This is a genomic window from Lysobacterales bacterium (assembly GCA_019634735.1).
In the GTDB taxonomy this organism is placed as follows: Bacteria; Pseudomonadota; Gammaproteobacteria; order Xanthomonadales; family UBA2363; genus Pseudofulvimonas.
Genome location: JAHCAT010000003.1, coordinates 1 through 19,624, shown reverse-complemented (window position 1 = coordinate 19,624; position 19,624 = coordinate 1). Strand labels below are relative to the sequence as shown.

The 19,624-nt window shown below is 71.8% G+C and carries 15 protein-coding genes; 2 read left to right on the top strand and 13 right to left on the bottom strand.

Features of this window, described 5'->3' with window-relative positions:
- Positions 1–48 precede the first annotated feature (48 nt).
- Positions 49–525: a hypothetical protein gene (locus KF823_04020; protein ID MBX3725063.1), complete on the top strand. Its 477-nt coding sequence runs from the start codon at positions 49–51 to the stop codon at positions 523–525.
- Positions 526–759: 234 nt separating this feature from the next.
- Here KF823_04020 and KF823_04015 read toward each other — a convergent pair whose 3' ends face one another.
- From KF823_04015 to KF823_04000, 4 genes are all read right to left on the bottom strand, one after another.
- Complete coding sequence (locus tag KF823_04015; GenBank protein ID MBX3725062.1) at positions 760–1,944, bottom strand: efflux RND transporter periplasmic adaptor subunit; 1,185 nt, start codon at positions 1,942–1,944, stop codon at positions 760–762.
- A 79-nt stretch (positions 1,945–2,023) separates the two neighbouring features.
- A complete protein-coding gene (locus tag KF823_04010; GenBank protein ID MBX3725061.1) occupies positions 2,024–4,387 on the bottom strand; it encodes an FtsX-like permease family protein in 2,364 nt (787 codons plus the stop codon).
- A 43-nt stretch (positions 4,388–4,430) separates the two neighbouring features.
- Entirely contained in the window at positions 4,431–7,100 is a 2,670-nt protein-coding gene (locus tag KF823_04005; GenBank protein ID MBX3725060.1) for an EAL domain-containing protein, read from the bottom strand.
- Positions 7,101–7,157: 57 nt separating this feature from the next.
- The gene (locus KF823_04000) at positions 7,158–7,883 is read right to left on the bottom strand and encodes an ABC transporter ATP-binding protein (protein MBX3725059.1); all 726 of its coding nucleotides are present in this window, start codon (positions 7,881–7,883) and stop codon (positions 7,158–7,160) included.
- Positions 7,884–8,000: 117 nt separating this feature from the next.
- On the opposite strand from KF823_04000, the gene KF823_03995 reads away from it, so the two are divergent.
- The gene (locus KF823_03995; GenBank protein ID MBX3725058.1) at positions 8,001–8,867 is read left to right on the top strand and encodes an SGNH/GDSL hydrolase family protein; all 867 of its coding nucleotides are present in this window, start codon (positions 8,001–8,003) and stop codon (positions 8,865–8,867) included.
- A gap of 64 nt (positions 8,868–8,931) precedes the next feature.
- Here the strand turns inward: KF823_03995 and KF823_03990 are convergent, their stop codons facing one another.
- From KF823_03990 to grxD, 9 genes are all read right to left on the bottom strand, one after another.
- The gene (locus KF823_03990; protein MBX3725057.1) at positions 8,932–9,417 is read right to left on the bottom strand and encodes a DUF3224 domain-containing protein; all 486 of its coding nucleotides are present in this window, start codon (positions 9,415–9,417) and stop codon (positions 8,932–8,934) included.
- On the bottom strand, positions 9,414–10,865 hold the full coding sequence (tldD, locus tag KF823_03985; protein ID MBX3725056.1) for a metalloprotease TldD: 1,452 nt from the start codon (positions 10,863–10,865) through the stop codon (positions 9,414–9,416). Before tldD ends, KF823_03990 begins: the two co-directional genes overlap by 4 nt.
- On the bottom strand, positions 10,862–14,755 hold the full coding sequence (locus tag KF823_03980) for a TIGR02099 family protein (GenBank protein ID MBX3725055.1): 3,894 nt from the start codon (positions 14,753–14,755) through the stop codon (positions 10,862–10,864). Before KF823_03980 ends, tldD begins: the two co-directional genes overlap by 4 nt.
- A 57-nt stretch (positions 14,756–14,812) precedes the next feature.
- On the bottom strand, positions 14,813–16,315 hold the full coding sequence (gene rng / locus KF823_03975; GenBank protein MBX3725054.1) for a ribonuclease G: 1,503 nt from the start codon (positions 16,313–16,315) through the stop codon (positions 14,813–14,815).
- A 140-nt stretch (positions 16,316–16,455) separates the two neighbouring features.
- The gene (gene maf / locus KF823_03970) at positions 16,456–17,058 is read right to left on the bottom strand and encodes a septum formation inhibitor Maf (GenBank protein MBX3725053.1); all 603 of its coding nucleotides are present in this window, start codon (positions 17,056–17,058) and stop codon (positions 16,456–16,458) included.
- Positions 17,059–17,121: 63 nt separating this feature from the next.
- Positions 17,122–17,595, bottom strand: coding sequence for a 23S rRNA (pseudouridine(1915)-N(3))-methyltransferase RlmH (gene rlmH / locus KF823_03965; protein MBX3725052.1), 474 nt, complete (start codon positions 17,593–17,595; stop codon positions 17,122–17,124).
- A gap of 4 nt (positions 17,596–17,599) precedes the next feature.
- Positions 17,600–18,193 carry a hypothetical protein gene (locus tag KF823_03960; GenBank protein MBX3725051.1) on the bottom strand — a complete coding sequence of 198 codons (594 nt, stop codon included), beginning with the start codon at positions 18,191–18,193 and terminating at the stop codon, positions 17,600–17,602.
- A gap of 132 nt (positions 18,194–18,325) precedes the next feature.
- Positions 18,326–19,099: an SDR family NAD(P)-dependent oxidoreductase gene (locus KF823_03955; GenBank protein MBX3725050.1), complete on the bottom strand. Its 774-nt coding sequence runs from the start codon at positions 19,097–19,099 to the stop codon at positions 18,326–18,328.
- Complete coding sequence (grxD, locus tag KF823_03950) at positions 19,096–19,413, bottom strand: Grx4 family monothiol glutaredoxin (protein MBX3725049.1); 318 nt, start codon at positions 19,411–19,413, stop codon at positions 19,096–19,098. The genes KF823_03955 and grxD overlap by 4 nt, the downstream gene beginning before the upstream one ends.
- Between the last annotated feature and the right edge of the window lie 211 nt (positions 19,414–19,624).

The window sequence follows — 19,624 nt, the reverse complement described above, 5'->3', positions numbered from 1 at the left end:
CTGGCTTCCGGTCAGGAGGGCCGCGGGATTGCGGGGTAGACTGACGCCATGCGCAGCGACCGCTCACTCTCCGGCCCTGCCTTCGACGGACGGACCACCCGGCGACCCCGGTGGCCGCGCTGGCCCTGGGTGCTGCTGGTCGTCGTCCTGGTCGTTGCGGGATTGCTGGCGGTGCCCGAGGTGCGCCAGCAGCTCGCCCATGCGCTGTGGAGGAGCGCAACCGAAGCCACGGCCGGCACCCTGGAGCGTCTGGAACGCGAGCGCGCCCACGCGGCCGCCCAGCGCGATGCTGCTGCGGTCCAGGCGCGAATCGAGTCGGTACGCGCTGTCGGCGTGGCGGTCGGACCGCAGCGCGCGCACCTGCTGGTCGACGTCGATCCGGGACCCCTGAATCAGGCCCGTGACCACCTGTGCAGTCTGGTACGGGCCAGCCACGGCGCGCCCCTGGCAGGCAGGCCGGTGACCGTGTCGGTCAGCCGGCCACGCGCGGGGGACCGCCTGGTCGGCGAGATCCGCTGCGACTGAGAGCGGCGCCTGGCAGGCGCCATCCTGGGCGGCGACGCCAGCGGACTGCTCTCGCCCATGGATGGCACCCGCGAACCAGGCGAGGCCGTGATCTGCATCGCCGACCTCTTCGGCCGGTCGATCCGGGTCGTCCCGGCGCAGGCCACCGGCGATGCCGGGGCGCGCGCCACACGCAAGGCCGTGTCGTGTCCCGACCCGCGGCCCTGCGTCCCCGGCCGGGCGGGCGGGATGTCCTCAGGGCAGACGGATCCGATCGCCGTCGGCAAGGCTGCGGTCGGGGTGCACCACCACGACATCCCCGGCCACCAGGCCCGCCAGCACCTGCCGGTAGCCGCCGCCCTGCAGCCCGGCGTCCACCGGCACCAGGCGCGCGCGACCGCGCTGGATCCGGAACACCGCGTGGCCATCGCCATGGCGGAACAGCGCACTGCCCGGCACCCGCACGACCTCCTCGACACGCTCCAGCTCGAACCGGGCATTCACGCGGTAGGCGTCGCCGAGGCGCTGCCAGCGGTCCGGTGGACTGGTCAGCGTCACCATCACCCAGACCCGCTGTTCCTCCACGCCCAGCGCCGACACCTTGGTGAAGCCGGCCGGCTCGACCCGGCGCACCCTGCCGGCCAGCGGTTCGGTCTCGCCCCAGCGCGACAGCGCCACCGCCATCCCTTCGCGCAGGCGCACGGCGTCGGCGGAAAGAACGTCGACCTCGACCTCCAGATGGGCGGGGTCGCCGATCTCCACCAGCGGCTCGCCGGCCTGCACCGGGCGCGCGCTCTCGAAGTGCCGGCGCAGCAGCACGCCGTCGACCGGCGCGCTGAGCACCAGACCCTCGCCGTTGCCGCCGGCCGGTCCGGACTGCAGGGCGGCTTCGGCCAGCTCCAGCTCGTGCGCTGCCGTGGCGCGGCCGAAGCGGGCGCTCGCCCAGGACCGGTCGGCCAGTTCCCGTGCCGTGGCGGCGCGCTCGGCCGCCTCCTGGGGGACCAGTCCTCGGGTCGCCATCGATTGCTGGCGCTCGGCATCCGCGCGGGCCTGCCGGGCCGCAGCCTCTGCGGCCCGCTGTTGCTGCTCGGCCGCGGCCAGCCGCGATCGGGCGGCGGCCAGGGTGGCCAGGGCCGCGCTGCGACTGCGCGGATCGAGCGGCGCCGAGGCCAGCGGGTCGAGTGCGACGAGCGGATCGCCAGCGCGCACCGCATCACCCGGCGCCAGTACCAGGCGGCGGGCGATCGCCGGCACCGGTGCGGCGATCAGGTAGCGGTCCACCAGGCGGGTTCGCCCTTCCGCCTCAACGGTGGACGCGACCTCGCCGACGTCGACCTCCACGCCATCGACCAGGCGCGCGGCGGGCCAGGCCGCAACGACCAGCAGGATGGCCACCGCGGTCAGCGCGAGCCAGACCCGGGGGGATTTCAGTGCCGCCATGGGGACCTCCGGTTGCGACCAGCATGCCGCAAGCGCGGCCGACACGCATTGCCCATGCGGTCGGTCCGGCCCACCTCGCCTATTCCCCGGACTTCAATGCGGCGACCAGATCGATGGCATCCAGACGTGCCTGCACCAGCAGGGTCGACAGCGCGGTCGAGGCCAGCACCGCCAATGCGGCGAAGGCGAAGCCGGCGACCGGAAGCACCAGCGGTATGCGGTACAGGTCCGACTGGAACGCCTGCACCAGCAGGGCCGCCATCCCGGCCCCGGCCAGGGCGGAGGGGAGGATGGCCAGGAATGCCAGCGCGAACAGCTCACCGGCCAGCAGGGTGCGGACCTCGCCCCGCGTGTAGCCCAACACCCGCAGGCTGGCCAGCTCCCTGCCGCGCTCGGCCAGGGTCAGACGCGCAGCGTTGTAGATCACCCCGACGCAGATGCATCCCGCCATCAGGGTGGCGATCAGGGTGAAGGTCAGGATGCCGCGGGCCATGGTCGACCGGAACCCCTGGAGGGTTGCCTGGCGGTCGCCGATGAAGGCGACCCGTGGCGATTCGCGCAGGCGCTGCACGACCCGCTGCCGCGCGTCCTCGTCCAGCGCAAGCCAGGCCCCGCTGATCGCATCGCCCTCGTCGAGCAGCCGGTTCACCGTGGCACGACTGGCGTAGACACCGACCCCCAGGTACTCGGCCACCTCGCCCACCACCTCAACGCGCGCCGTGCGCCGATGGCCCTCCAGGAAGTCGACCTCGATCGACTGCCCGGGTCGGATCGCGAGCATGCGGGCCAGATGGTCGGTCAGCACCACGCCCTCCGCCGGCACCGGCATGGGCCGAAGACTGCTGTCGAGCACGCGCTTCAGCCCGGCACCCTCCCCTTGCGGAAGCCCCAGCAGGGCGGTGCGATGGCTGCGGTGTCCATGACGCAGATTGACCGCGGCGGTGCGGAATGCCTCGACCCGAGTGACGCCCGGCATCGATGCCAGGTCGAGTGCGGCACGGCCGCTGGTCGGCTCGACGAACCCGACCGTGATATCGTCGCGCTGCGCCAGGCCGAACTGCACCTCGATCATGTGGTCGATGGCTCCGGCCTGGAAGCGCGCCATCACCAGGATGCCGCCGGCCAGGGCGATGCCGGTGACCGACATCAGCGAACGCAGCGGCCGGCGGGCCAGGTTGCGCATGATCATGCGCCCGGCCGGACCGAACAGCCGGCCCAGGCCGAGCCGTTCCACCAGGCCCCGCCGGAACCGCGCCGGCGCCTCCGGACGCATCGCCTCGGCCGGCGTCAGCGCGAACACACGCACCAGAGCGGCGGCGGTGCCGATCGCGGCGGCGGCCACGGCAAAGCCCAGCGACAGCAGCACCAGCCCGGCCGGCAGCCGCCAACGCAGGTACGGAAGACTGTAGAACTCGGTGTAGAGGCCGGCCATCGCCTCGCCCATCCAGGCGCCCAGCAGCAGTCCGGGCAGGATGCCGACAGCGACCATCGCCAGTGCCAGCTGACCGTAATGCGCAGCGACCTGGCCGCGACCGTAGCCGAAGGCCCGGAGCACGGCGATCTGCTCGCGCTGGCCAGCGATCAGGCGGCCCAGCACGATGTTCAGCAGGAACGCGGTGACGCCGAGGAAGATCGCGGAAAACATCCGCGCCATGACCCGCAGCTGGTCGAGCTCCTCGTCGAGGAAGCGGTGCGAAACCTGCAGATCGCGGCCGTGCGCGCCGAATCCGCCATAGGGCGCCAGCAACGCGTCCAGGCGATCGATGACCGTCGCCTCGCGACCGGCACGGTCCAGGGCGACCGCGAGATCGTTGAAGGCGCCATCGAGGTCGAAGGCGCCGGCCAGCGGTTCGCGCGCCATCCAGAACACGCCGAAACGACGGAAGTCCGGAAAGATGTCGCCGGGCCGTATCGGATAGACGAACTCCGGGGACAGCCCGATGCCGACCACGTGCAGCGGCTGGCGACGACCGTTGAGCACAGCCACCAGACGGTCGCCGGGCACCAGCGCGTGGGCATCGGCGAACGCCTCGCCGACCACGATCTCGTCATCGGCGACCGCCAACCTGCCGCGCCGCAAGTGGACGCCGTTCAGGCCGGGATCCCCGGGTGCCGGCAGGGACACGAAGCAGCCGGTCGCCGGCTCGTCGAAGCCCTCGATCTCCAGCGGGGCGAACGCCACCACCCTGCCCTGGGCCTGGCGCACGCCGGGGATCTCCTGCACCGCCTCGATCAGCGACAGCGGCGCCCTTCGCGTCTGCGCGAAGACATCGGCGAAGTGCTGCTGCCCGTAATACAGCGCGCGGCTGTCGGACAGGGCGGCATGATTGCCCAGCGCCATCACCATGGTGGCGATGCCCGCGGCCAGCACCGCCGAGATCGCCAGCACCTGGCCATACAACTGGCGCAGCTCGCGCCACAGCTTGCGGTTCAGGGTGGTCACCGCGGATCCACCCGGGGCCGGGCCGGCGCTGCGGCCGGGGCGTTCATCGGCAGAAGACGGCCGGCTCCGGGCGGTGCAGGTGGAAACCCTGGGCCCAGTCGACGCCGAGCCCGCGGACGCGCTCCAGGATGACGTCGGAATCGACCCACTCGGCCACCACGTCGTGTCCGGCCTGGTGGCCGATCTCGACGATCGCGCGGACGATCGAGAGGCTCATCGGATCGCGATCGATGCGGCTGATGAAGCTGCCGTCGATCTTGACCGCATCCACCGCGAGCTGCCGGAGGAACCCGAACGAGGCGGTGCCCGTCCCGAAGTCGTCCAGCGCGAAGCAGCAGCCCGCGGCACGCAGCCGTTGCATCATCGCGAGCAGACGCGGCATGTTGCCGACCGCGGTGGTCTCGGTGATCTCGAAGCACAGCTTGCGCGCCGGCACCCCGTGGCGGGCGATGGCTGCAAGCAGGAAGTCCGCGAAGCCCTCGTCGTCGATGGTGGCGCCGGACAGGTTGATGGCGCACCTGGCCAGCGCCTGCCCTTGCGGATGCAGGCGTTCGAAGTTGGACAGCGCGGCATCGACCACCCAGTGGTCCAGCTGGGGCATCAGCCCGAAGCGCTCGGCGGCGGGGATGAAATCGGCCGGCGAAACCAGCCGGCCATCCGGATCGCGCATGCGCAGCAGCAGCTCGATGTGCGGCCCGCCGCCTTCGTGGCCCCGGCCGATGCGTATCAGTTCCTGGTAGTGCAGCTCCAGGCGGCCGTCCGCCAGCGCCTGGCGCACGCGCCCCACGGAGGCGAGCGCGGCGCGCCGGCCGGCGCTCTCGACGTCGTCGGCACGATAGATGCGCAGCCGGTTGCGACCGCCCTCCTTGGCCAGGAAGCAGACCGTGTCGGCGAGCGACATCAGCTCCTGGCGGCCCAGCCCGGGCCGATCGAGCAGGACCAGTCCCAGGCTGGCGCTGGCCGGGTAGCTGCGGTCCTCGTGGTTCCAGACGACCTCGGCGATCGCCTGCCGGATCCGCTCGGCGGCGATCCTTGCGACCTCTTCGCGGCCGTCGGCGAGCAGCACGCCGAACTCATCGCCGCCCAGCCGTGCGAGGCGGTCGCCCGGCATCAGGCACCGTTGCAGCCGGCCCGCCAGGTGCACCAGCAGGGCATCGCCCGCGGCGTGCCCGACGCTCTCGTTGACGACCTTGAACTGGTCCAGGTCCAGGTACAGGAGCGCGCGCGGCGCGCCACCGGCATCGACCAGGGCGATCGCCTCGTCGAGCGCCTGTTCGAAGCCGCGCCGGTTGAGCAGCCCGGTCAGTTCGTCGTGGCTGGCCTGGTAGCGCAGCCGCTCGGCCAGCTCGCGAAGCTCGGTGACGTCGCTCGCCACGATCAGCAGCCGGTCCGCGCCGTCCAACGCGACGCGCGCGACCGAGAGGCTGGCCCAGAATCCGCGCCCCGGTCCGATATGGGCGGCCTCCTCGACCAGGGCCGGCGCGCCTGAGGCCACTGCCAGCACCCTCGCCCGCAATTCCGGATCGGCGAGCATCGCCTCCAGCCCGATACCGATGCCGCGGTCCGGATCGACGCCCAGGCGCCGTCGTCCGGCGGCATTCAGGTACTCGATGCGGCCATCGTCGGCGCGCGCCAGCGCGACCAGGACGGGCAGCCGCTCGTTCAGGGTGCGGAATCGCGCCTCGCTGGCCTGATAGCGGGCCGTCATGCGGCTGGCCAGCGACTGCGCGCGCGCGCGGGTGCCGACCAGGGACCAGATCAGCAGCGCCAGCAGGATGCTGCCCAGCACGCCGATCGCGATGGTGAGCAGCGGGAAGCCGAACAGCACGCTGTCCCACGGCACCGCGACCAGCTCGACCCGCCAGCGCCGGCCGCCGTACTCGATGTCCTCGGTGACCGCCACGCCGGCGCTGCGGTCGCCGGCATCGGGCCGGAAATCGTGAAGCAGCACGCCGCTGCCACCGCCGGTGATGTCCAGCACGCGGATGCGGAAGACGGTGCGCAGCTCCGAGGCCACGGCACTGGCCAGCAGCCCGTCGAGGTCGAACGATGCGGCCAGCGAGCCGAGCATGCGCGCCTGGCGCTGTTCGGGGTTCGCCGGCGGCTCGCCGGGCGAGAACACCGGCAGGCGGATGGTCATGCCCCGTCGTTCGGCATCGCTGAACTGCAGCAGCCGGAAGGGCGCCGACATGACCGGGCGATCGATCCGACCCGACAGCTCCAGGGCCTCGAGGTTCTCCGGCTGGCTGGCGACGTCCAGACCGAGGATCCGTTCGTTGCCGCGCACCGGCGCGACCATGCGGGTGATGTAGCGGGTGGCGCCCCCGGCGTCGACGTCCCTTTCCGCGAAGGCCAGTGCCTGCAGGGAAGGAAAGCCGCCGTCCGTCTCTATGCCACGGAGGAGCCGCTCGAACTCGGCCTGGCTGACGTCCTCCGATGCCAGGAACACGGCCTGCACCGACCTCACCAGCCGGCCGGCCAGTTCCAGCTCGAGGCGGATGCCGTCGATCGCGCGCTCAGCCCCCCGCACCAGGTCCTGGCTGCGCTCCTCCGCGAGCGTGCGCTGATGCCAGATGCCGGCCAGGACGCTCATCGTGGCGCCGATCAGGAACGCCAGCAGACCCCAGGCGACCGCCGCGGCCGGACGCGCGGATACGGCGCCCGCCGCATCGCGCTGTCGAATCCCGTCCTCCCGGTCCTGTGATCCGTGCACGGATGCACTCTACCGAAAACCGGGCCTTGCATGGCGATCACGGGACCTGGCCGGCCGCTACCAGTGCAGGTCCCCAGGCTCGGCGCGCACCGCGTTCCGATGCTCCGCACTGATCCGTCCGTCGCTCAGGTTGATGACCCGGTCGGCCATCCCGGCGATCACCGCGTTGTGGGTGATCACCACGGTCAGCGCGCCGGTCTCCTGGTTGCTGCGCAGCAGCGCCTGAAGCACCTGGATCCCGGTCCGCGAATCCAGGGCGCCGGTCGGTTCGTCGCAGAGCAGGACCGACGGCCGCTTGGCGATCGCCCGCGCGATCGCGACGCGCTGCTGCTCGCCGCCGGAAAGCTGGGCCGGAAAGTGGTCGAGGCGGTCGGCGAGGCCGACCATGGCCAGCGCCTGCTCGGGGGACATCGGGTCGCTGGCGATCTCGGTGACCAGCGCGACGTTCTCGCGCGCGGTGAGGCTCGGCACCAGGTTGTAGAACTGGAAGACGAAGCCGACCTGGCGCCGCCGGAAGCGGGTGAGCCCGGCTTCGTCGGCGCCGGTCAGCAGGTGCCCGCGGCAGGTCACCGTGCCCGCGCTCGGCGTGTCCAGTCCGCCCAGGATGTTGAGCAGGGTGGACTTGCCGCTGCCGGACGCACCCAGCAGGACCACGAACTCCCCGGCCATGAGATCGAGATCGATGCCACGCAGTGCGTGGACCTCGACATCGCCCATCCGATACACCTTGGTGAGCCCGCGGGCGCTGAATACCGGCTGGGTCTGATCGCTCTCCTCGTCCATGAGCGAGGAGCATAGTCGCGTCGTGCGCGCCGCGTGCTGCGGGCGCACACGTGAAGTCCTTGGGCCGCGCGCAAGCGCGCTGCTAGCCTGCAATCCTTTGCCCCGGGAGGAGCCGCGATGACCTTGATGTCCCTGCACCGATGCGCCTGCGTCATCGTCATGGCGCTTGCGCTGGCCGCGCCGGCCGGGGCCCAGGTCGTCCCGCGGGTCCTGCTGGTCGGCGACAGCTGGGCGGCCCAGCAGTGGGGCGACGGTTCCCACCGGCTGGTGTTCGACGCCAATGGCGCGACCACGGTCGGGATACTCGGGGCGGCGACGACGGAGAGCGGCTCGACCGCCGCGCAGTGGGCGCAACCGGCCCGCCTGGCCGCCATCCAGCAGGCCCTCGATGCGGCCCCGGGCGTCGACACCGTGCAGGTCACCATTGGCGGCAACGACTTCCTGAACGCCTGGTCGACGCAGATGACGCCGGCCCAGGTGGAGGCGCTCAAGGAGCAGATCCGGCTCGACCTGGAGACCGTGGTGGCCTTCATCCTGGCGCACCGGCCGGACATGGTCGTGGTGATCAGCCTCTACGACTATCCGAACTTCGTCAACACGCTCGGCGGCATCGTCGGTCCGCTGTTCTGCCGACCCCTGCACGACAGCCTGGGCCAGCCCACGCCACGCCAGATCAACGAGGCGCTGATCGAGTTCGAGACCGCCTATTCCGAACTGGCCGCCCATCCGCGGGTCAGCTACGTCCGCCACGCCGGCCTCATGCAGTACACCTATGGCTTCCCGGGCGCCGGCATCGCACCCGGAACGCTGTTGCCGCCGGGCGACCTGGATCGTCCGAGTCCCCTGGAGTCCATGCGCAACCTGCTGATCGGCCGGGACTGCTTCCACCTTCGCCCGGCCGGCTACGACGTGCTGGTCCAGAACCTGTACGACAACTTCTTCGCGGCGCGCTTCGATACCCTGCTGTTCGCGCCCTTCGAGTAGCGGCACGGGGCAGCCGCGCGGGCGCTCGCCTGCCAGGCCGGCAGCGGGCCCGGCCCGCTGCCGTTCACTCGGCGATGTCCGGGAAGCTGAAGTCCAGCACGTAGCGATGGAGCCCGCCGTCGACCTCGATCAGCATCCGTCCGCGGATTCCCTCCAGCTCGCCGGTCCCGGAATCGGCAACGATCCGGATGTCGAGCTCGCCGGCACCGCGCTCCAGGGTGCCCAGGTGGACCAGGACGAAGCTGCCGCTGCGGCCCTCCAGCATGCCGTAGACGCGCTCGATGGCGGTGTACGCAGCGGAACCCTCGACCGGCGACATGGCAGTCAGCATGCTGCCCACGGCAGTCGCCTGGAGGCCGCCCGTGTACCGCTTGTCCAGTCGCATCCGGCCCAGACGCGTGCTGCCTTCGTCCTCGTCCTGCTCGACGGTCAGCTCGACCTCGAAGGTGCCGGCCGCCCGTTGCTCCATCGGCGCCTGGCCGCGGGCCTGCCCGGACAGGCCCGCCGAGGCGAGCGCGGCGCAGGCGATCCAGCGCGCGACCCGGCTCACGACCGCGTGCCGCCGACCGTCATGCGCTCGATCTTCAGGGTCGGCTGGCCGACCCCGACCGGCACGCTCTGGCCTTCCTTGCCGCAGACGCCGACCCCGGCGTCGAGCGCCAGGTCGTTGCCGACCATGCTGATCCGCGCCATCGCCTCCGGGCCGTTGCCGACCAGGGTGGCGCCCTTGACCGGCGCGGTCACCCTGCCGTCCTCGATCAGGTAGGCCTCGGACGCCGAGAACACGAAACGGCCCGAGGTGATGTCGACCTGGCCGCCGCCGAAGTTGACGGCATACAGGCCCCGGCGCACCGAGGCGATGATCTCGGTGGGGTCGCTTTCGCCGGCGCGCATGTAGGTGTTGGTCATGCGCGGCATCGGCAGGTGGGCAAAGGACTCGCGGCGGCCGTTGCCGGTCGGCGCCTGTCCCATCAGCCGGGCGTTCAGGCGGTCCTGCAGGTAGCCGACCAGGACGCCGTTCTCGATCAGCGTCGTGCAGGCGGTCGGCGTCCCCTCGTCGTCGATGTTGAGCGAGCCGCGACGGCTGGCCAGGGTGCCGTCGTCTACGATCGTGCACAGGGGCGAGGCCACCTGCTCGCCGATCCGGCCCGCATAGGCGCTCGTCCCCTTGCGGTTGAAGTCGCCCTCCAGGCCATGCCCGACCGCCTCGTGCAGCAGCACGCCCGGCCAGCCCGGCCCGAGCACCACCGCCATCTCGCCGGCCGGCGCATCGACCGACTCGAGGTTGACCAGGGCCTGGCGCACCGCCTCGCGCGCGAAGGCGAACGGCAGTTCCTGCGCCAGCAGGTGCCGGTAGTCGTGGCGACCGCCACCGCCTGCGCTGCCCTGCTCGCGGCGGCCGCCTGACTCGACGATCACCTGGACGTTGCAGCGAACCAGGGGACGGACGTCGGCGGCCAGGGTGCCGTCGCTTGCGGCCACCAGCACCGTCTCGATGCTGCCGGCGAGGCTGACGATGACCTGTCGGACACGCGGATCCAGGGCCCGGGCAAAGGCATCGATCTCGCGCAGCAGATTGACCTTGGCCTCGTTGTCGAGGCTGTCGATCGGATCGAGGGGCGCATACAGCGCCCGCCCATGGCGGGCGGTCAGCGCCCGGCCGGGCAGGCTGCGGCCATCCCGGGCGATCGCCCGTGCGGCCTCGCCCGCCTCGCGCAGTGCCGGCAGCACGATCTCGTCGGAATAGGCGAAGCCGGTGCGGTCGCCGCTGATCGCACGCACGCCGACGCCCTGCTCGATCGAGTGGCTGCCTTCCTTGACGATACCGTCCTCGAGGCCCCAGTACTCGCTGCGGCTGCGCTGGAAGTACAGGTCGGCATCGTCGATGCCCGGGCCCATGACGATGCCGAAGACGCGCTCCAGGTCGCCGCTGTCGAGGCCGCCTGGGGCCAGCAGCGCCTGCTCGGCACGGGTCAATGCGGAAGACGGGTCGGTCATGGTCGACGGCGTTCCTGGTCGGTTCTGGCGGTGCCCGGGTCGGCTCCGGGCCGGGGGTCGGGGTCGGCGCGCCGGCCGCGCTGCTCGCGCGCCGGCTCCTGCTTGACGATCACCGGCTCGTCCCAGGAGCCGGATACGCGGTAGACGGCCTTGGTCGCCTGGTCGACGCGCAGGATGCCCTGGGCGATCAGGCCGGCCGCCGCGCCGGCCGGTCCGCCGGCGATGGCGCCGACCACCGGCAGGGTACCACCCAGCCGTGGCGTCACTTCGACCATCTGGTCGTAGTCGCGCATGATCAGGCCGGTGCGACCGGTGAACAGGATGTCCGCCGACGAGGACTTGAGAACCACGTTGTCGGTGTATGCCTCGCCGACATTGAGGGCAAACTCGCCCTCGATGGAGTTGAAGCGCAGGCCCTGGCTGAAGAAGTCGCGGAAATCCAGGATCAGCCGTCGCGGAATCTCGCGCAGGTTGAGCAGTCCGAACAGCCGGCCCACCCCGGGATCGAGCTCGGCGATCCGGCCGCTCTCGACTTTGACCGTCAGGCGGCCATCGACCACCTCCAGTGCGAACGCGGCCGGCGATCCGCGCCAGCTTCCCTCGATGCCGATCCGCGTCCTGCCGCCCTCGACCAGCCGGGCGAAGCCGAACACCTCAAGCATCCGGCCAAGATCTTCTGCGGCCAGGTCGATACGCATCGTCGACAGGTCGCGGCCATCGCTGCGTCGCCAGTTGCCTGTCGCGTCCATGTCGAACGCCGGGCTGCGCGTCTCGAAGCGGCGGATCTCGAATGCATCACCGGCGACCGCCGCCTCGAGACGGGCCTGGCCCAGGGCAACGGCGCCGACCCGCAGGTCGTCGATGGCGAGATCGAGGCCGGGCATCGCGTCGGGCGCACCCACGCCGCCAGCCGCGCCGCCTGGTCCTTCCGGGACATGCAGGCGGGCGAGCTGCCCGCGCACCACCCTGCCGGCAGCCGCCTTGGACCAGAGCACCTGGCCATCGATGTCGGGGCCGCGCAGATCGACCCGGACCTGGCCCTCGCCCGGACGCATCTGCACATCGACCTCCCGGAAGGAGCGGCCGAGTACGCCGAGTTCGCCGACGCGCAGGATGACCTGGGGCCACTGGACGGGCACGGCGTCCTCCGGCGGCGACCGGGTGACGACGGGGCCGGCGTCCGCGTCGGCATCGTCCCCGGTGCCAACGGGCGCAGGCGGTGGGCCGCTGGCCTCCTCGAAGGCCAACCAGCCGCTGAGATCGAGCGCAGGCACCTGGCCGGTCACCACGAAGCCGCTGTCGGGAATCTGCTCGGGTTCGGCCCCGCCCAGTGCCAGTGCGCCGGCCAGCGGCTGACCCGGCCCCGGCAGGCGCGCCCGCAGGCGCAGCAGCGGTCCCAGGCGAAGGTCGATGCGCCGGTCGACTTCTGCCAGGCCGGTCTGCAGGCGCAGCGGCAGGACGCTGTCGGCCTCCTTGGCCAGCGGCGCAGGTAGGCGCAAGGCGATGCCGCGCAGGTCGCTTTCCGCGCGCAGCCAGCCATCGCCCTCGTCGGGCACGTGCAGGCGCACCCGCCAATCGGCCCTACCGCGCGCCGCGGTCAGCAATGGCGCAAGTCCGGGGACCCGGGCGAACAGCGCTGATGCCGACACCCGCCCGGTCAGCTCGGCTTCCACGGCGGCCTCCGGATCCACGGTCGGGCTGCCGATGCGCAGGGCGAGTTGCGCCGGCTCGCCAGCCAGGCTGAGCGCCAGCTGCTCGGCGGACAGGCCGGTGCGGGTGAAGGCCAGGCTGCCGCGCAGATCCCCGAAGACCAGGCCCCGAACACTGTCCGTGTAGCGTTCGCTTCCGCTGAACACGACCCGGCCATCGACTTCGGTCCTGCCCAGCTCCGGCTTGCTGGGCACGGCGACCTCAAGGTCCACCCGGGGTTCGCCGGCCAGCGCCATGCCGGCGATCTGGTCGCCGTAGAGCGACTGCACCGGCGTGGCGCGCAACACTGCCATCAAGGCCTCGCCGCTGCCCTGGCCCTGGGCCTGGATCCTGAAAACCGCATCGCGCAGGTCGTCGACGCGCGCGCTGGCCCGTGCCAGTCGCATGCCCATCACCTGGGCGCGGCGACCCTGGATGTCCAGCACCAGGTTCTCGAATTGCAGGTCGGCGTCGATGCCCGACAGGGCCGGCCAGTCCGGGTGGTAGTCGAGACCGGCGCCGCGCACCGAGGCCGAGGCATCCAGGCGACCCTCGTTGCCGGCGAACGGAAAGCGGTCCACCGGTCCACGCAGCCAGACCCGCCCGCCGCTCAACTCGCCGGCGGTCAGCGCCCGGTTCAGGAAGGCCGCGGTGTTGGGGATGCGGTTCAGTGGCCAGAACGGTTTGACCGACTGCAGGGAAGTCGCCGAAACCCGCGCACCGGCATCGACCAGGGGTGCCTGCCCCGCGTGCAGATCCACCGCCCCCGCCAGCTCCACCTCCCCCTCGCCCAGGCGCAACACCAGGCCGTCGCTGCCGAACGTCCAGCCGCCCTCGGGATGCTGCCATCCGGCCAGAACGCCTGGGCCGGCCACCAGCTGGACCGGCGCGGCAAACACGCCCGGCCAGGCGATGACAACAGGATCCGGCTCCAGCCAGGCGACCAGGCCCGCTGGGTCGCCACGCATCCGCAGTCCCAGGCCGTCCAGGCCCGGCAGGCCGGCAGCCGGTGCCGCCCTGAGTCCGGTCACACGCACGGCGTACTGCCGGATCGCCGGACCCTCGAAATGCAGATCGACGCCGTCGATGCGGGCATCGGCCCCGCTCTCGCGAAGCCACTGGCGCATCAGCGGTGGCAGCGCATCGACCTGGGCGAGGACCGGCAGCCACGCGGACAGGGGCAGGTCGCGGACATGCAGGCTTCGCAGGCCTTCCGCCGTCCTGCCGGCCAGTCTGGCGGGTGGACCCTCGCCCAGCACCAGTTCGCCGGCAAGCTCGCCGCCCGCGCCGCTGCGCCACCAGTGCGTGTCGAGGCGGAGTGCCGGCAGGCTGACGCCGGCCGGCGTGCCGTCGTCGGGGCCCATGACCGGCGTGCGCGAGGTCCAGCGGCTGCCACGGGAGCGAACCGAGAGCCGGATCGACTCGATGCCCGAACCCTCCAGGCGCAGCCAGGCATCCACGGCGAGTTGGCCGTCCGCGGGACGCAGCCCCGCCATCGGCAAGGGCGCCAGCCAGTCGGACAGGGACAGGCGCTCTCCCCTGACGTGCAGCAGGCCGCGCGTACCCTGCAGGTCGAGCGCCAGGGTCAGGCCTTCGCCCTGCGCGGCCCCGGCCTCCCCGGACAGCACGCGGCCCCGCCAGCGCACCGGGCCGCTGCCGGGCAACCGGCGCAGCGAGGCCAGCTCGACCACCATCGCGGCGCCCGAGTCCGGGCCGCGCACCGTCAGCCGGCTGTCGTAGAGGGCGAAGGCCGGCAAGGTGTCGAGGATCTGCCGCAAGGGGCGGGTCGGTCCCTTGAACAACTCGGGCAGGCCCAGCACCTCCCAGGTGCCGTCGGCACTCTGCTCCAGGACCAGATCGAGGCCATCAAGCCGGAATTCGCTCAGGTGCCGTCCGGGCAGGAGGGCCCCGGCCAGGTCGATCGCCCATTCGGCGCGGCCGAGCACCACCTCCGCATCGCCGGTGCCCAGGCGCACGCCATCGAGCACGATGCGGGGGCCGCGCCCGCTCCAGACCGGCTGCACCGCGTCGATCCGGACCGGCGTGGCCAGCCGCGAGGACAACAGCCGGGCGACCCGGTCCGGGTCGGAGGCCCACCAGGGCAGCGCCAACTGCACCAGGCCGACCAGCACGGCGAGGCCGATCAGCAGTCCGGCCACCGCGAACAGCACGGTGCGCCTCAGGCGGCGACGCCAGGCCATCAGGCGGCCCGGACGCTACCGCAGGCCTGAATGCCGCTGCGGCCGCGCAGCCGGGGATCAGAGCAGCACGACATCGTACTGCTCGGGTCCGTACTGCTCCTCGGCCTGGAAGCGGATGCTCTTGCCCAGGAACTCCTCCAGTTCGGCCACCGCCGCCGATTCCTCCTCGGTGATGCGGTTGACGATGCGCGGACTGGCCAGCACCAGCAGGGCGTCGGCCTCGAACTGGCGGACCGCCCGGGTGATCTCGCGGAACACCTCGTAGCAGACGGTCTCGGCGGTCTTGACCACCCCCCTGCCCTCGCAGGCGGGACAGGGCTCGGTCAGTTGCCGGGCCAGGCTCTCGGTGGTGCGCTTGCGGGTCATCTCGACCAGGCCCAGCGGGCTCATGGCGTATACCGTGGTCTTGGCGTGGTCGCGGGCCAGGCCCTTCTCGAGGGTTCTCAGCACCTGGCGCTTGTGCTCATCGTCCTCCATGTCGATGAAGTCGATGATGATGATGCCGCCAAGATTACGCAGGCGAAGCTGACGGGCGACCGTCTGGGCCGCCTCGAGGTTGGTCCGGAACACGGTCTCCTCGAGGTTGCGATGGCCCAGGTAGCCGCCGGTGTTGACGTCGACCGTGGTCATCGCCTCGGTCTGGTCGAACACCAGGTGCCCCCCGGACTTCAGCGGCACGTTCTTGTGCAGGGCCTTCTGGATCTCGTCCTCGATGCCGTACAGATCGAACAGCGGTCGTTCTCCGGGGTAATGCTCGATGTGCTCGACCTGACCTGGCATGTAGATGCGGGCGAATGCAAGGGCCTTCTCCCAGGTTTCCCGGGAATCGATCCGCACCTTCTCGATGTTCGCCCGCATCAGGTCGCGCAGCGCACGCAGCGGCAGCCCCAGGTCCTCGTAGAGGCGGGCGCCCACCCTGGCGCTGGGCGCCGCCGCCTGCAATTCGGCCCAGGCCTTGGCCAGATAGGCGACGTCCTCGTCCAGGGCCTCGGCGGGCTGGCCCTCGGCATTGGTCCGGACGATGTAGCCGCAGCCGGTGCGCTCGGCATGACCCTGGATGATCGTCTTGAGGCGGCCGCGCTCGGTCTCGTCCTCGATGCGCGCCGACACGCCCAGGGTGCGGCTGCGCGGCATCAGCACCAGGTAGCGCGAGGGCAGGCTGATCTGCGTGGTCAGTCGTGCGCCCTTGCTGCCGATCGGATCCTTGATGACCTGGACGACCAGCTCCTGGCCCTCGCGGACCAGCTCGCCTATCGGTGGCGTGGGCGCCGGTGCCGGCGCCACCGGCGCGGCGGGCCCGTCGTCCGGCTCGGGCTCCGGCTCCACAGGCGCCGTCCGCACGATGTCGGAGGCGTGCAGGAACGCGGTGCGCTCCAGACCTATCTCGATGAAGGCCGCCTGCATTCCCGGCAACACACGCACGACCTTGCCCTTGTAGACATTGCCGTACCAGCCGCGTCGGGCACTGCGCTCGACGAGCACTTCCTGGAGCATGCCGTTCTCGACCAGGGCGACCCGGGTCTCGCGCGGCGTGACATTGATCAACAGCTCTTCGGACACAGGAATTCCTCGCGTTCGTGCGGGATTGTGCCCGATCCGAACACGACCTGGCCGGGGCCGCGCCTTCGGTGGTCGACGTCCGGCGGACGGACCGGGCGGGTCCATCGCACCGCACGCTGCGCGCGACCGGGATCGCCGCCTCAGGCGGGGCCGGGCGCGATGCCGAATTCGGCCAGCAGGCGGGAGGTCTCGTACAGGGGCAGCCCGATCACGCCGGAGCTGCTGCCCGAGAGATGCTGGACGAAGGCGCCCGCACGCCCCTGCAGGGCATAGCCGCCGGCCTTGCCGAACGGCTCCCCGGTGGCCACGTAGGCGGCGATCTGCGCCTCGTCCAGCGGCGCGAAGCGCAGTTCCGACACCGACAGCGCCTCGGCCTCGCGGCCGGCGCTGACCAGGCACACGGCGGTGAGAACCCGGTGGCTGCGGCCGGCCAGGCGCCGCAGCATCGCCACCGCCTGGGCCGGACCGGCGGGCTTGCCGAACACCTGGCCATCCAGCTCGACCTCGGTATCGGACCCCAGCACCACCACGCCCGGCACCGCCGCCACCTGCAGCAATCCGGCCCCGGCCTTCTCGCGGGCCAGGCGCCGGACATAGTCGGCCGCTGCCTCCCCCGGTCCGGGCGATTCCGCCAGTTCGACATCGAGCAGTTCGAACGGCACGCCGAGGCGGGTCAGCAACTCGGCCCTGCGCGGCGATCGCGAGGCGAGGAACAGGCGGGGCTGCGGGGGGTTTTCCGGCATCGGCCAAGAATAGCGCCGCAGAGGCGTCGGCCGCCGGCTCCGGAGGACCGGCGGCCCGCCAACTCAGCCCGACCGGTGGTAGGGGTGACCGACCAGCAGGGTGTGGGCCCGGTAGAGCTGCTCCACGACTACCACCCGCACCAGCGGATGCGGCAGGGTCAACGGCGACAGCGACCAGCGCTGGTCGGCGTGCGCGCGCAGGTCCGGCTCGAGGCCGTCCGGCCCGCCGACCAGCAGGGCGACATCGCGGCCGTCGGACTGCCAGCGCTCCAGCTGGTCGGCCAGCTCGCGGGTCGACCAGGCGCTGCCGCGTTCGTCCAGCGCCACCAGCCGGGCGCCGGCAGGCACGGCTGCGCGCAACGACAGCGCCTCTTCGCGACGGCCACGCTCGGCGTCGCCGCGTGCCGCCCATGGCGATGCCGGACGCTCGACCAGTTCCAGGCGCAGGTGCGGCGGCATGCGTCGCACGTACTCGCCGAAGCCGGCCTCGACCCAGGCCGGCATGCGCTGTCCGATCGCCGCCAGCACGAGGCGCATCGAACTAGTTCATCCCGCGCAGATAGGCGGCCACGCCGTCCAGCACCATCTGCACGGACAGCGCCACCAGCAGCATGCCCATCAGGCGCTCGAGCGCCCCCAGCGCGCGCGGACCCAGCCAGCGGTACAGCGAAGTCGCCGAGAACAGGATCACCGCGCTGGCGATCCAGGCCAGCAGCAGGGCCAGGCTCCAGTCGACGGTCCGGGCGGGATCCTGGTTGGCCAGCAGCAGCAGGGCCGCCATGGTCGACGGCCCGGCGATCAGCGGCACCGCCATCGGCACCACCAGCGGCTCGCCCTCGGGGATCTCCCCGAACAGGCCGTTGGCCGGCGGGAAGATCATCTTCAGTCCGATCAGGAACAGCACGATGCCGCCACCGATGCTGATCGATTCCTGGCGCAGGTGCAGCGCCGCAAGCACCCACTGGCCGGCCAGCAGCACCGCGAACAGGATCGCCAGGGCGATCACCAGCTCGCGGGCCAGGACGAACAGCCGCCGGCGCGGCGGCAGCGGCCGCAACAGACCCAGGAACACCGGGATGTTGCCCAGCGGATCCATGATCAGGAACAGCAGCAGGGCGGCCGACAGGACATCCATGGCCGGCAGTCTAGCCGGGATGATCCTTGAGGCCGCCACCCTGGCCGGCGATCTCCTCACCGTGCCGCAGCCCGATGACGGGGCGCGGACCACGGCGTATCCGCCGGGCGCCGCGCCAGGGCGGCACCCGGATCAGGCGTCGTGCAGCCGCAGCAGGTGACCGGCCAGCGCCGCGCCCTGCGGACCGAGCAGTCCGGTGATCGCCGTGGCGGCGGCCTCCGGCGACGGCACGGCGGACGGATCCTCGGAAAACCAGACCTTCTGCCGCAGGGGCGTGCGCATCGGCCCGGGATCCAGGGCGAACACGCGGACCGGGCCCTGCTCGAGCTCATCGGCCAGCACCGCCGCAAGCTGCGCCAGGCCGGCCTGGGCCACGCCATAGCCACCCCAGTAGGCGCGCGCCACGGTCTGTGGACCGTTCACGGTGAACAGCAGCGCCGAGCCGGGACGCTCACGCAGCAAGGGCAGGCAGGCCTGCGCCAGCAGGAACGGCGCGCCCAGATTGACGTGCAGGGCGGTGAGCCAGTCGTCCGGCGGCGTGTGGTCCACCGGGCTCAGGCCACGCAGGTGCGCCGAGGCGAACACCAGGGCATCGAGTCCACCGCACTTTTCGTGCAGCGTGGCAGCCAGCTGGGCGTAGTCGTCCGGACCGGCACCGGCCAGGTTGAACGGATAGATCGCGGCCTTGCCGCCCTCGGCCTCGATGGCGTCGAACAGCCGCTCCAGCAGTGCGACGCGACGGCCGAGCAGGACCACCTCAGCGCCCGCAGCCGACAGCTTCCGGGCGAGCACCTGGCCGAGGCCGCCGCCGGCACCGACCAGCAGCACCACCTTGCCGGACAGGTCCGGCGCCGGTTCGCCCAGCCCGGCCGGGCAGGCCAGCCCGGGAAGGCCGGGACCGCTCAACTGCGCGCGACCTCGGCGACCATCTGCGCCAGCTCGCCCTTCTCATAGAGCTCGATGGTGATGTCGCAACCCCCGATCAGCTCGCCATTGATGAACAGCTGCGGGAAGGTCGGCCAGTCCGAATAGCGCGGCAGGCTGGCCCGGACTTCCGGGTCCTCCAGGACGTTGACCGATCCGAACTCCGCACCCACCGCCTTCAGCGCCTGGACGACGCGGCTGGAGAAGCCGCACATCGGGAACTGCGGCGTGCCCTTCATGAACAGCACGATCGGCTGCGATTCGACGGTCTGCTTGATGCGGTCCATGACATCCACGGCGGGTCACCTTGAGGCTGGGAGGGGGAGGGGTGGGCCGGATGGCCCAGCCGATCACTATGGGGGCGGGGTGGGGGCAATGCAATGTATCGGGACTCGGGACTCGGGACTCGGGACCAGGGACCAGGGACCGGGGACCGGGGACTGGGGATCGGGGATCGGGGATCGGGGATCGGGGACCGGGGACCGGGGACCGGGGACCGGGGACCGG